At 67.8% G+C, this 12,950-nt stretch carries 8 protein-coding genes and 2 rRNA genes; 3 read left to right on the top strand and 7 right to left on the bottom strand.

The features are described 5' to 3' along the window. Positions 1 to 253: 253 nt before the first annotated feature. A 23S ribosomal RNA gene (locus F8R89_RS16805) occupies positions 254 to 3,376 on the top strand. A gap of 84 nt (positions 3,377 to 3,460) precedes the next feature. Continuing rightward, positions 3,461 to 3,577, top strand: a 5S ribosomal RNA gene (gene rrf / locus F8R89_RS16800). 73 nt (positions 3,578 to 3,650) lie between these two features. Here rrf and F8R89_RS16795 read toward each other — a convergent pair. Together F8R89_RS16795 and F8R89_RS16790 are read right to left on the bottom strand one after the other, a co-directional pair. After that, the gene (locus F8R89_RS16795) at positions 3,651 to 4,337 is read right to left on the bottom strand and encodes a response regulator (RefSeq protein ID WP_151784754.1); all 687 of its coding nucleotides are present in this window, start codon (positions 4,335 to 4,337) and stop codon (positions 3,651 to 3,653) included. Next, positions 4,334 to 5,587, bottom strand: a complete 1,254-nt coding sequence (locus tag F8R89_RS16790) for a sensor histidine kinase (protein ID WP_151784753.1) — start codon at positions 5,585 to 5,587, stop codon at positions 4,334 to 4,336. Before F8R89_RS16790 ends, F8R89_RS16795 begins: the two co-directional genes overlap by 4 nt. 93 nt (positions 5,588 to 5,680) lie before the next feature. Between F8R89_RS16790 and F8R89_RS16785 the strand changes: the two genes are divergently transcribed. Further along, entirely contained in the window at positions 5,681 to 6,241 is a 561-nt protein-coding gene (locus F8R89_RS16785) for a GNAT family N-acetyltransferase (RefSeq protein ID WP_151784752.1), read from the top strand. 31 nt (positions 6,242 to 6,272) lie between these two features. Here F8R89_RS16785 and F8R89_RS16780 read toward each other — a convergent pair whose 3' ends face one another. From F8R89_RS16780 to F8R89_RS16760, 5 genes are read right to left on the bottom strand one after another with little or no spacing between them, the layout of a single operon-like run. Continuing rightward, entirely contained in the window at positions 6,273 to 7,796 is a 1,524-nt protein-coding gene (locus F8R89_RS16780) for a type IV secretory system conjugative DNA transfer family protein (RefSeq protein ID WP_151784751.1), read from the bottom strand. An 11-nt stretch (positions 7,797 to 7,807) separates the two neighbouring features. Next, positions 7,808 to 9,220: an ATP-binding protein gene (locus tag F8R89_RS16775; protein WP_151784750.1), complete on the bottom strand. Its 1,413-nt coding sequence runs from the start codon at positions 9,218 to 9,220 to the stop codon at positions 7,808 to 7,810. Positions 9,221 to 9,226: 6 nt separating this feature from the next. Further along, positions 9,227 to 10,786: an SCO6880 family protein gene (locus tag F8R89_RS16770; RefSeq protein WP_151784749.1), complete on the bottom strand. Its 1,560-nt coding sequence runs from the start codon at positions 10,784 to 10,786 to the stop codon at positions 9,227 to 9,229. Continuing rightward, positions 10,783 to 12,093, bottom strand: a complete 1,311-nt coding sequence (locus tag F8R89_RS16765) for a hypothetical protein (protein ID WP_151784748.1) — start codon at positions 12,091 to 12,093, stop codon at positions 10,783 to 10,785. Before F8R89_RS16765 ends, F8R89_RS16770 begins: the two co-directional genes overlap by 4 nt. Then, entirely contained in the window at positions 12,083 to 12,889 is an 807-nt protein-coding gene (locus tag F8R89_RS16760; protein WP_151784747.1) for a hypothetical protein, read from the bottom strand. The genes F8R89_RS16765 and F8R89_RS16760 overlap by 11 nt, the downstream gene beginning before the upstream one ends. Positions 12,890 to 12,950: the final 61 nt, after the last annotated feature.

Here is a 12,950-nt window from a genome sequence, read left to right as displayed (position 1 = left end):
CTGATGCTGGTTGCTCATGGGTGGAACGTTGACTATTCGGTCCTGACCTCGGGTCGGTGGCTGCAAGTACTGCTCTTCGGAGCGTGGAACGCACGATCATCGGACAGGGATGGACCGGGCACGCTGTTGGGTGTCTGAGGGTACGGCCGCGAGGTCGCCTTCAGTGCCGGCCCCAGTGCACTCGAGCGTTGAGCTCGGGGTGATGGGTGGTTGGTCGTTGTTTGAGAACTGCACAGTGGACGCGAGCATCTGTGGCCAAGTTTTTAAGGGCGCACGGTGGATGCCTTGGCACCAGGAACCGATGAAGGACGTGGGAGGCCACGATAGTCCCCGGGGAGTCGTCAACCAGGCTTTGATCCGGGGGTTTCCGAATGGGGAAACCCGGCAGTCGTCATGGGCTGTCACCCGCTGCTGAACACATAGGCAGTGTGGAGGGAACGCGGGGAAGTGAAACATCTCAGTACCCGCAGGAAGAGAAAACAACCGTGATTCCGGGAGTAGTGGCGAGCGAAACCGGATGAGGCCAAACCTACGACGTGTGAGACCCGGCAGGGGTTGCGTCGTGGGGGTTGTGGGATCTCTCTTGATCAGTCTGCCGGCTGGTCGACGAGTCAGAAACCGTTGATGTAGGCGAAGGACATGCGAAAGGTCCGGCGTAGAGGGTAAGACCCCCGTAGTCGAAACGTCAGCGGCTCGTTTGAGAGACACCCAAGTAGCACGGGGCCCGAGAAATCCCGTGTGAATCTGGCGGGACCACCCGCTAAGCCTAAATATTCCCTGGTGACCGATAGCGGATAGTACCGTGAGGGAATGGTGAAAAGTACCGCGGGAGCGGAGTGAAATAGTACCTGAAACCGTGTGCCTACAAGCCGTGGGAGCGTCGGGCAAGCACTTGTGCTTGCCTCGTGACTGCGTGCCTTTTGAAGAATGAGCCTGCGAGTTTGCGGTGTGTTGCGAGGTTAACCCGTGTGGGGAAGCCGTAGCGAAAGCGAGTCCGAATAGGGCGATTCAGTAGCGCGCTCAAGACCCGAAGCGGAGTGATCTAGCCATGGGCAGGTTGAAGCGGAGGTAAGACTTCGTGGAGGACCGAACCCACCAGGGTTGAAAACCTGGGGGATGACCTGTGGTTAGGGGTGAAAGGCCAATCAAACTCCGTGATAGCTGGTTCTCCCCGAAATGCATTTAGGTGCAGCGTCGTGTGTTTCTTGCCGGAGGTAGAGCACTGGATAGGCGATGGGCCCTACCGGGTTACTGACCTTAGCCAAACTCCGAATGCCGGTAAGTGAGAGCGCGGCAGTGAGACTGTGGGGGATAAGCTCCATGGTCGAGAGGGAAACAGCCCAGAGCATCGACTAAGGCCCCTAAGCGTACGCTAAGTGGGAAAGGATGTGGAGTCGCAGAGACAACCAGGAGGTTGGCTTAGAAGCAGCCACCCTTGAAAGAGTGCGTAATAGCTCACTGGTCTAGTGATTCCGCGCCGACAATGTAGCGGGGCTCAAGCGTACCGCCGAAGTCGTGTCATTCCAGCATGTACTCCCAACGGAGGCTGGGATGGGTAGGGGAGCGTCGTCTGCCGGGTGAAGCAGCCGCGGAAGCGAGTTGTGGACGGTTGACGAGTGAGAATGCAGGCATGAGTAGCGATTCACACGTGAGAAACGTGTGCGCCGATTGACTAAGGGTTCCTGGGTCAAGCTGATCTGCCCAGGGTAAGTCGGGACCTAAGGCGAGGCCGACAGGCGTAGTCGATGGATAACCGGTTGATATTCCGGTACCCGCTGTGAAGCGTCAAACATCGAATCCAGTGATGCTAAGCCCGTGAAGCCGCCGGCTGAGTCTTCGGACGAGGTCGGAGTGGTGGAGCCGGTGACCCGAGCTGGTAGTAGGTGAGTGATGGGGTGACGCAGGAAGGTAGTCCATCCCGGGCGGTGGTTGTCCCGGGGTAAGGGTGTAGGACGGTGTGTAGGCAAATCCGCACATCATGTGTCTGAGACCTGATGCCGAGCCGATTGTGGTGAAGTGGATGATCCTATGCTGTCGAGAAAAGCCTCTAGCGAGTTTCATGGCGGCCCGTACCCTAAACCGACTCAGGTGGTCAGGTAGAGAATACCGAGGCGTTCGGGTGAACTATGGTTAAGGAACTCGGCAAAATGCCCCCGTAACTTCGGGAGAAGGGGGGCCATCACTGGTGATCCAATTTACTTGGTGAGCTGGGGGTGGCCGCAGAGACCAGCGAGAAGCGACTGTTTACTAAAAACACAGGTCCGTGCGAAGCCGTAAGGCGATGTATACGGACTGACGCCTGCCCGGTGCTGGAACGTTAAGGGGACCGGTTAGTCGAGATTCGTCTCGGCGAAGCTGAGAACTTAAGCGCCAGTAAACGGCGGTGGTAACTATAACCATCCTAAGGTAGCGAAATTCCTTGTCGGGTAAGTTCCGACCTGCACGAATGGCGTAACGACTTCTCGACTGTCTCAACCATAGGCCCGGTGAAATTGCACTACGAGTAAAGATGCTCGTTTCGCGCAGCAGGACGGAAAGACCCCGGGACCTTTACTACAGTTTGATATTGGTGTTCGGTTCGGCTTGTGTAGGATAGCTGGGAGACTGTGAAGCTCGGACGCCAGTTCGGGTGGAGTCGTCGTTGAAATACCAGTCTGGTCGTGCTGGATGTCTAACCTGGGTCCGTGATCCGGATCAGGGACAGTGTCTGATGGGTAGTTTAACTGGGGCGGTTGCCTCCTAAAGGGTAACGGAGGCGCCCAAAGGTTCCCTCAGCCTGGTTGGCAATCAGGTGTTGAGTGTAAGTGCACAAGGGAGCTTGACTGTGAGACCGACGGGTCGAGCAGGGACGAAAGTCGGGACTAGTGATCCGGCGGTGGCTTGTGGAAGCGCCGTCGCTCAACGGATAAAAGGTACCCCGGGGATAACAGGCTGATCTTCCCCAAGAGTCCATATCGACGGGATGGTTTGGCACCTCGATGTCGGCTCGTCGCATCCTGGGGCTGGAGTCGGTCCCAAGGGTTGGGCTGTTCGCCCATTAAAGCGGTACGCGAGCTGGGTTTAGAACGTCGTGAGACAGTTCGGTCCCTATCCGCTGTGCGCGTAGGAGTCTTGAGAAGGGCTGTCCCTAGTACGAGAGGACCGGGACGGACGAACCTCTGGTGTGCCAGTTGTTCTGCCAAGGGCATGGCTGGTTGGCTACGTTCGGGAGGGATAACCGCTGAAAGCATCTAAGCGGGAAGCCTGCTTCGAGATGAGGACTCCCACCCACTTGATGGGGTAAGGCTCCCAGTAGACGACTGGGTTGATAGGCCGGATCTGGAAGCACAGTAATGTGTGGAGGTGACCGGTACTAATAGGCCGAGGGCTTGTCCTCAGTTGCTCGCGTCCACTGTGTTGGTTCTGAAACCACGAACAACCCCATGTGCCACACATGGTGCGGTTGATTGTTTCATAGTGTTTCGGTGGTCATAGCGTGAGGGAAACGCCCGGTTACATTCCGAACCCGGAAGCTAAGCCTTACAGCGCCGATGGTACTGCAGGGGGGACCCTGTGGGAGAGTAGGACACCGCCGAACAATTTTTGGGAAAGGGCTCACACCTTACGGTGTGGGCCCTTTCTGCGTTTCCGGACCTATTTCCCGGTGGAGTTCAGGACGGATGCACCAGGCCCGCGTCGTAGGCCAGGATCACCGCCTGGATCCGGTCCCTGGAATTCGTTTTCGCCAGGATGCGGCCTACGTGTGTCTTCACCGTGGACTCCGCGAGGTGCAGACGGGCCGCTATCTCGGTGTTCGTCCAGCCCCTGCCGACCACGGTGAGGATCTCCCGTTCGCGTTCGGTGAGGGCGGACAGGCGCGGGTCATCCCCCGGCCTTCCCTTCCCCGCACGGTCGTCCTGGGGCGTTTCCGACGGCAGATGGTGGACGTACGCGTCCAGGAGGCGGCGGGTCAGGCTGGGGGCGACCACCGCGTCGCCGGTGGCCACCGCCCGGATGCCGGCGAGGAGTTCCTCCGGCTGGGCGTCCTTCACCAGGAAGCCCGAGGCGCCGGCGCGGAGTCCGGCGTAGGCGTACTCGTCCAGGTCGAACGTGGTCAGGATGAGTACCCGCGTGCGGGCGCCAGCGGCCGTGATGCGGCGGGTCGCCTCGATGCCGTCCAGGCCGGGCATGCGGACGTCCATCAGAACCACGTCCGGGCTGAGGTCCGCCGTCATACGGACCGCTTCGCTGCCGTTGGCGGCCTCGCCCAGGACCGTCATGTCGTCCTGGCTCTCCAGGAGCATGCGGAAGCCGAAGCGCTGCAGAGTCTGGTCGTCGGCGATGAGGACGGTGGTCACTGCGGGGGTTCCTCCGGGAGGCTCAGGTGGACGCGCCAGCCGCCCGCCGGGTGCGGGCCGGCCTCAAGTGTGCCGCCGTACAGGGCCGTTCGCTCACGCATGCCGGGCAGGCCGCGGCCGTCGGGGCCCGGAGCGGGGCCGCCCCGGCCCGTGTCCGTGACCGTGGCGGTGACGGCGCCCTTCTCCTCGTACGACAGCAATATGCGGGCGGTGGTGCCGGGGCCGGCGTGTTTGAGGGTGTTGGTCAGGGACTCCTGGAGGACGCGGTAGACGGTGAGCTGGCGGCCGGGGGAGAGGGCCGGGACGCCGGTCACGGTGACGTCGACGGGGAGGCCGGCCGCGCGGACACCGCCGACGAGCCGGTCGAGGTCGGTGAGGTCGGGCTGCGGGGCGAGCTGTGCCGCGGGGGTCTCCTCGGCGTGGTCCTCCTCGCGCAGGACGTCGAGGAGGCGGCGCAGTTCGCCGAGGGCCTGGCGGCTGGTGGTGGCGATGGCGTTCAGGGCCTGGGCGGCGCGCTCCGGGGACTTGGCGGCGGCGTACTTGCCGCCGTCGGCGAGGCCGGTGATGACGGAGAGGTTGTGGCCGATGATGTCGTGCATCTCGCGGGCGATCCGGGCGCGTTCGGCGGCCGCCGCGAGCCGGGCCTGCTGGTCGCGTTCGATCTCCAGGCGGCGAGCGCGGTCCTCCAGGGTCTCGGTGTGGTCGCGCCGGGTGCGGACGGTGATGCCGATGGCCGTCGCCACGGCGAACGTCATGAGGATGGGCACGATGTCCTGGTCGGGTCCGCCGCCCTGCGGATGGCGTACGGCCGTCACCGTGGCGCTCGCGGTGAGGAGGGCCGCCGCCCACCACAGGGAGCGGGCCGGGCGGCGCAGGGCGATGTGGAAGACGACCAGCAGGTGCAGCAGGACGGCCTGGAGGGTGATGCCCGTCCAGGCGTTGACGAGGGCGAACGGGGTCAGGGCCAGGAGGACGGTGCGGGGGTGGGTGCGGCGCCACAGGAGGGGCGCGGACAGGCCCAGGCTGAGGGTGAGGACGAGCCAGCGGGGGCTGTCGGGGGCGCGGGTGACGGTGAGCCAGCCGCCGCCGTAGTAGTCGATCAGGGCCGCCGTCACCCAGAATCCGGTGAGGTGCAGGTCCCAGACGAGCGGGCGGCGGGTGTCGAAGGCGCGGACGCGCCGGCTGACGCGCTGGACGTACTGGGTCAGCGGCTCGGCCGTGCGTGCCCCGGTGGCTGGTTGGTCCGTCACGCGTCCATCGTGCGGGTTCTTCCCGGCCGGTCCCAGAGGCGTGGGGCGTATTCCGGATGAGGGATGTCGTACCCGGGTACTACGGTGGCCGTCATGTGCACCAGCAGCCCCGAGAGCTATGTGATCCGGTCGATACGGGCGGACGAGTGGCCGGCCGTGAAGGAGCTGCGCCTCGCCGCGCTCCAGGACCCGGTCGCGCACCTGGCGTTCCTCGAGACGTACGAGGACGCCCTGACCCGGTCCGACGCGTTCTGGCAGGAGCGGGCGGCCGGTGCGTGCGAAGGGGCCGACGGGGCGCAGCAGATCATCGCCGCGCGCCCGGACGGGGTGTGGGTCGGCACGGCCACGGTGCTGGTCGAGGAGCCGGGCACGACGGACTGGGCCGGGCTTCCGGTGGAGCGCAAGCAGGGGCATGTCGTCGGGGTGTTCGTACGGCCCGAGGAGCGGGGGAGCGGGCTGACGGACGTGCTGTTCGACGCCGCCCTGGAGTGGGCCTGGTCGCGGGGCGCGGAGCGGGTGCGCCTCATCGTGCACGAGGAGAACGGGCGGGCGCAGCGCTTCTACCGGCGGGTGGGGTTCGTGCCGTCCGGGACGACCGTGCCGGTCGGTGAGCAGGGGGCGCGCGAGCTGGAGTTCGTCATCGAGCGGCCCTGACCGGACGGGCCGGACGGACGGGGCGGCGCGGTCAGCCGGGGAGGTCGGCGTGCGGCCAGCGGGAGCGGGCCTGCTCGCGGGACCGGAGCAGGGCCAGGGTCGGCATACCCCGGTCCGCTCCGGTTGCCAGCAGCTCCGGTACCTGGGGAAGCGGAGCCACGGCGGCGACGTCGTCCAGGACGAGCGTCATTGGTGGGTCGAGGCGACCGGAGGATGACCGTTCGGCCATGCGCCGGCCGCGCTCGACCACGCTTGCGGCCAGGGCCGTCAGGAGGGGCATGGCGCCCGGCTCGGCTCTGGGGTCCTCGATGGATTCACCCACCACGTAAAGCGTGCCCGTTTCGTGGACGAAGGAATCCAGGGTGAGGGCATCGGTTCGGTGGGGCGTGCAGGACTCCCGGATGTTGACCGTCGAGAGGGCGGCCAGCGCCCGGGTGGTCAACTCCTGGGCCATGTCCCGGCGTTCGGGGTGGGCGGTCAGTGCCGCCTCCAGCTCCCCGGCGGACCCGGCCGCGGCCTTCGGGTGGGTGCGGAGGATGCGGACGGCGTCCTGGATCTGGGTGCCCTGGGACCAGCGGTGGACGTGCCGGACGGTACGGCCGTCGACGGCGGCGGCGTGCAGATAGCTGCGGAGCAGCGTCTCGGCGGTGTCGCCGAGGGCCTGGTCGAGGCGGGAGGTGGGGCGGACCGGCGCGAGCAGCGCGGCGGCCCGGGAGGCGGCCGTCGCCTTGTCCTCGCAGCCGGTGGTGGGCGACCAGTGGAGGCGGGCCGGGGTGTCGCACAGGTGTGTGGGGTCGTACAGGAGGACCGGGCCCAGCTTGCCGCGGGCGTCCTTGGTGTCCTGCCAGAGCGCCGGGTTGGACGTGACGACGAGCGCGGCGCCCTCCGCGTCCAGGACGGCCTGGGCCGCGCGGTCCCGGCGGGCGTCCCTGGGGGCCAGGAGGAGCGTCTCGCGGGCTGTGACGGCGGTGGGGAGGGGGGCGAGGACCGGCTCGGCCGGCGGGGAGGCGGGCGGGGCGGGCTCGGTGAGCGGGGCCGTGTGCTCGAGGGCCGCTTCCGGCTGCCGTTCCACCGCGGGGGCTGTCTGCCGTGGCCCGGGGTCCGGCACGGGCTCCGTCCGCGGGGCCGGCACCTCGTGGGGTGCCGGTGCGGCGGTGGCCGCGTACGGCTGTCCCGTGCGGCGGGCCGCCCGGACGGCGCGCCAGCGGGCCAGCGTGCCCATCACGAAGACGGTGAGCACGACCAGCACCATCAACTGGCCGATGAACAGGCCCCAGAACAGCCCGTAGCCGGAGAGCTGCCCGTCCGGGGTGTCCGGCCACGCGCCCGCCAGGTCGTGGGGGTCGCCGATGAGGGAGCGCATGGCGAGCGGCGTGCGGGGGATCGTGACGCCGTCCGGCCACGACCCGTGGACGAACAGGGCCGCCAGGCCCGTCGCCGTCCACACCATCAGGGTCATGCCGAGGAGGAAGCCGAGTATGCCGATCAGCAGGCCGTCGGGAATGCCTCCCTGGCCCTCCCGGTGCCGGCGCTCCCCGCGGTCGTCCGGTCTCACGCTCGTCCCCCCTACGCCACCGTCGATTCCGAGTCGCCCAGATGCTGCTCCACGAAGGCCGCCGCCCGTTCCTCCGCCTCGAGTTCGGCGGCGCGCAGGGCGTCGTCGGCGAGGCGGTCGGCGGACGACTCGGTCATCGCGCGGTCGGTGAAGACGAGTGGGCGTTCGGACTCCGTGATCAGGTGCTTGACCACCTGGACGTTGCCGTTGACGTCCCACACCGCGATGCCCGGGGTGAGCGACGGGATGATCTCCACGGCCCAGCGGGGCAGGCCGAGCACCCGGCCGGTCGCCCGCGCCTCGTCGGCCTTCTGCGCGTAGATCGTCCTGGTCGACGCCATCTTCAGGATGGCGGCCGCCTCCTTGGCCGCCGCGCCGTCGACGACGTCGGAGAGATGGTGGACGACGGCCACGAAGGACAGACCGAGCCGGCGGCCGAACTTCAGCAGCCGCTGGAACAGCTGGGCCACGAACGGGCTGTTGATGATGTGCCAGGCCTCCTCGACCAGGAAGATGCGCTTCTTCCGGTCGGGGCGGATCCAGGTGTGCTCCAGCCACACGCCGACGATCGCCATCAGGATCGGCATGGCGATGGAGTTGCGGTCGATGTGGGACAGGTCGAACACGATGAGGGGCGCGTCCAGGTCGATGCCGACCGTCGTCGGGCCGTCGAACATGCCCCTGAGGTCACCGTCGACCAGCCGGTCCAGGACCAGCGCCACGTCCAGGCCCCACGCCCGTACGTCGTCTATGGCGACGTTCATCGCCTCCGCCGACTCGGGCTCGGGGTGGCGCAGCTGCTCGACGATGTCGGTGAGGACGGGCTGGCGTTCGACGATGGTCTCGTTGACGTAGGCGTGCGCGACCTTCAGGGCGAAGCCGGAGCGCTCGTCCAGGCCGTGGCCCATCGCGACCTCGATGATGGTCCGCAGCAGCGCCAGCTGGCCCGTCGTGGTGATCGACGGATCGAGCGGGTTGAGCCGGATGCCGTGGTCGAGGGCGGCCGCCGGGTCCAGCCGGATCGGCGTTATGCCCAGCTGCTCGGCGATGAGGTTCCACTCGCCGACGCCGTCCTCGCCCTGCGCGTCCAGGACGACGACCTGCCGGTCGCGGAAGCGGAGCTGGCGCAGGACGTACGTCTTCTCCAGCGCCGACTTGCCGTTGCCGGACTCGCCGAGGACCAGCCAGTGCGGGGCGGGGAGCTGCTGGCCGTACAGCTGGAAGGGGTCGTAGATGTAGCCCTTCCCGGAGTAGACCTCGCGGCCGATGATGACGCCGGAGTCGCCGAGACCGGGGGCGGCGGTGGGCAGGTACACCGCCTGCGCCTGGCCCGTGGACGTGCGCACCGGTGGCCGGGTCGTCTCGACCTTCCCGAACAGGAAGGAGGTGAAGGCGTCGGTGAGGACGGACAGCGGGTCCCGCATCAGGTCCTACCTCCGAATGCCGGTGGCGAAGGGGAGTGTGTTCACGAATGCCCGGTGGTGCTCGCGGTCGCACCACTCCAGCTTCAGATACGACTTTCCGGCCGACGCCCGGATGGTCCGCTTGTCGCGGGCCAGGGCCTCGGGGGTGCGGGAGGAGACGGTGATGTAGCCGACGAGGTTGACGCCCGCCGCGCCGCTCGCGAGGTCCTCGCCGCGCTGGTCGAGACGGTTGTGGGCGGCGATGTCCCGGGGGTCGACCGTGCGGTTCATCTTGGCGGCGCGGCTGGCCTCGGCCTCGTCGTTGGTCTTCTCGGTGAGCATGCGCTCGATGGCGATCTCGGTGGGTTCGAGGTCCATCGTGACGGCGACCGTGCGGATGACGTCCGGGGTGTGGACGAGCAGCGGCGCCAGGAAGTTCACGCCGACCGGGGTCATCGGCCACTCCTTCACCCAGGCCGTGGCGTGGCACCAGGGCGCGCGGGTGGAGGACTCGCGGGTCTTCGCCTGGAGGAACGTCGGCTCCATGGCGTCGAGCTCGGCCGGCCAGGCGTTGCGCCGGGTCATCGCCTGGATGTGGTCGATGGGGTGGTCCGGGTCGTACATGGAGTGGATCAGCGACGACAGCCGGCCCTGGCCGAGGGGCTGGCGGACCCGGATGTCGGCCTCCTGGAGGCGCGAGCAGATGTCGGTCAGCTCGCGGGCCATGACCACCGCGAGTCCGGCGTCCCGGTCGACCTTGCCGCGGCCGTGGGGGCGGGCGGCACGGGCCATCGCCTGGGCCTCGGCGGCCAGCTCGCGGGTGTAGTGCATGCAGGCGACGAGATAGGCGCGGTGCTGCTCGCTGCTCGTCGACACCATGGACTGGAGCTGGTCGTACGACTGCTGCAGCCAGCCCGGCGCGCGGTCGTCGCCGCGGACGGCGACGTCCTTGGCGTGGGCGTCGGGGTCGGCGGGCAGGGTGCGGGCCAGCATCTGCAGGCGGGTCACGAAGCCGTCGTTGTTGGCGACGTGCTTCAGCAGGGTGCCGAAGCGGTCGACCAGGGCCTCCTGGTCCTCGGAGTCGCGCAGGCCGACGCCGGGGCCCTCGATCTCGATGGCGGCGGTGACGGTACGGCGGTCGGCGTGCAGCAGCACGGCGATCTCGTCCGGCCCGAACGGGGCGGCCAGCCACGTGATGCGGCCGATGCCCGGCGGCGGTCCGACCTCGACCTCACGGCCGTCGATGCGGGTGCCGGCCTCCATGGCGGAGGAACGGTAGGTGGTGCCCTGGCGCAGGGTGCGCTTGTAGCTGCGGTTGATCTCGAACCACTTGTAGAAGGTCCGCTGCTTGTACGGCACGTACACCGCGGCCAGCGCGAGCAGCGGGAAGCCCATGAGCAGCACGATCCGCAGGGACAGGACGGGGACGAGCAGTCCGCACATCATGCCGAGGAACGCGCCGACGATGATCAGCGCGATCTCGCCGGACTCGCGGTTGCGGCCGACGATCGCGTTCGGCCGGGCGCGGCCGATCAGATAGGTACGGCGGGGCGTGACCGGATGGGCGACGTGGGACTCGGTCGTCAACGCCCGTCACCTCCTGGACGATTGCGGGTGTTGCCTGCGTGCGGGGTGTTCACCGGGCTGCTCGAACGGGGTGCGGGTGCGGCGGAGGGGACAGATCCGCCGCCCCCGTTCGAGGAGCGCGAGCTGTGGGCGGCGACGCCGCCGGAGGCCGGGTTGGCCGGGCGGGGCGTACTGGCCCCGCCTCCGCCGCCGTTGTTGTCGGCCCGGGAGCTGTGGGTCTTGATGCCCTGGGCGACGAGGGTGGCCGGGGAGCTGATGACGGCCGCGGCCTTGCTCTCGGCGCCGCGCATGATGCGGTTGTTGCGGGTGTTCGCGATCTCGTCGCCGAAGCCGGGGACGAAGCGGTAGATCATCGCCGAGGCGAAGATCGCGAGCAGGATGATGGCGAGGCCGGAGACCACGGCGGCGAGGGAGTCGGGGCCCTCCTCGGTGGCGAGGGCGCCGGCGAGGCCGAGGACGATGACGATGACCGGCTTCACCAGGATGACGGCGATCATGATGCCGGCCCAGCGGCGGACGTGCCCCCACAGGTCCTTGTCGACGAGGCCGGCGTAGACGACGACGCCGAGCAGGGCGCCGACGTAGAGCAGCACGGCCCGGATGTAGAGCTCCAGGTAGAGGATGCCGGCGGCGAGGATCGAGATCAGCGAGACCAGGATCAGCATGATCGGGCCGCCGCCGATGTCGTCGCCCTTCTCCAGGGCCTTGGAGAACGTGCCGAAGAACGTGTCCGTCTGGTTGCCGGTCGCCTTCGCGAGGACGTCGCTGACGCCGTCGGTCGCCGAGACGACGGTGTAGAGGATCAGGGGCGTGAAGGCGGACGCCAGCACGGTGAGCCAGAGGAAGCCGATGGCCTCCGACACGGCGGTCGCGAACGGCACGCCGCGTACGGCGCGCTTGGCGACGGCGAGCAGCCAGAGGAGGAGGGTGAGGATGGCGGAGGCGGCGAAGACGACGGCGTAGTGCTTCAGGAACGTGAGGTTCGTGAAGTCGACGGCCGCGGTCTCCTTCACGGCCTCGCTGAGCCGGTCGACGGTCCAAGCGGCGGCGTCGGCACAGCCCTTGGCGAGGGAGGAGAGGGGGTCGAGGGTGGTGGTGGGGTCGGTGAGGGAGGGGGTGCCGGAGCTTTTGCCGCCGCCGTTGTCTTTCTCGCAGAAGTCCTTGGCGGGGCCGTGGATCAGGTCGCAGGGGTCGTTGCTCGGCGAGGGCGTGGGTGCCGCGAAGGCGCGGGAGGCCGTGAGGACCACGGTGGTCTGGACGGCCGTGAGGACGGCAGTCAGCTTGAGCGCGGTGCGGTTAGCGGGCATACGTGAACCCTCCGAACTCCTGGACGGCCTTCGCCATCTCGTCGGCGCTGGAAGCCCGCTCGTCGCCGGGGACCGGTGTGGGGCCGTCTTTCTGGGAGTGCGTGACGATCTTCCAGTCGCCGCCGGTCCACTCGAGCTGGATGGTGATGGTGAACCAGCTGTTCGTGACCGGGCTCGTCGACTTCTCACCGGCGAGGCCCAGCAGGCCGCTGCACCACACCTCGACGGTGGAGCTGGTGGTGGAGGCCGCGACGACCTTCGTGCCGATGGGGCTCGTGCGGGAGACGAACGTGTAACCCGTCGGGGTCGAGCCGTCCTCGTTCAGGCCGACGTTCTTGTAGAACGCGGCCGTGTAGGCCTGGTCCAGAGTCGTCTCGAACTCGGCGACGCGGGACGGCGTGATGATCGTCGCCAGGATGTCGTCACGCTTGGCCTTGTCGAACATGTCGGCCGAACCCAGAGCGATGGCGTAGTTCGCGGCAGCGCTCTGCGCCCCCTGTTCGTCGTGCGCGTAGCCCGTCGGGATGCCTGACGACTTGGCCTTGACCGGGCGGGTGCCCGTGGCCGCCGTGGAGGAGGCCTTCGGTTTGTCCTCGTCACCCCCGGCGGAGCCGGAACCGCTGCCTCCGCGGTTCGCGAAGGCGATCGCGGCGATGAGGAGCACGACCACACCCACGACCGTGATCATGCTCCGGGACGACGAACGGCCCCCTCTGCGCGCGCCCCCGTACACGTCACCGCCGGCTTCGGGCAGCCGGGTGCGGGTCTGCCCCTCCCGATCGTCTCCGAGACTCATGCCGCGTACGCCCCCTCGGCGTCGGACGAATACACGTTGGAGTACGAAGGTAGCCGCGCTG

The organism is Streptomyces sp. SS1-1 (assembly GCF_008973465.1).
Classification (GTDB): domain Bacteria; phylum Actinomycetota; class Actinomycetes; order Streptomycetales; family Streptomycetaceae; genus Streptomyces.
This window is presented reverse-complemented; position numbering and strand designations above follow the sequence as displayed.

Coding starts and splice junctions, on each gene's coding strand:
- F8R89_RS16785 (WP_151784752.1), top strand. CDS start 5,681: ATGTGCACCAGCAGCCCCGAGAGCTATGTGATCCGGTCGATACGGGCG.
- F8R89_RS16775 (WP_151784750.1), bottom strand. CDS start 9,220: ATGCGGGACCCGCTGTCCGTCCTCACCGACGCCTTCACCTCCTTCCTG.
- F8R89_RS16765 (WP_151784748.1), bottom strand. CDS start 12,093: ATGCCCGCTAACCGCACCGCGCTCAAGCTGACTGCCGTCCTCACGGCC.
- F8R89_RS16760 (WP_151784747.1), bottom strand. CDS start 12,889: ATGAGTCTCGGAGACGATCGGGAGGGGCAGACCCGCACCCGGCTGCCC.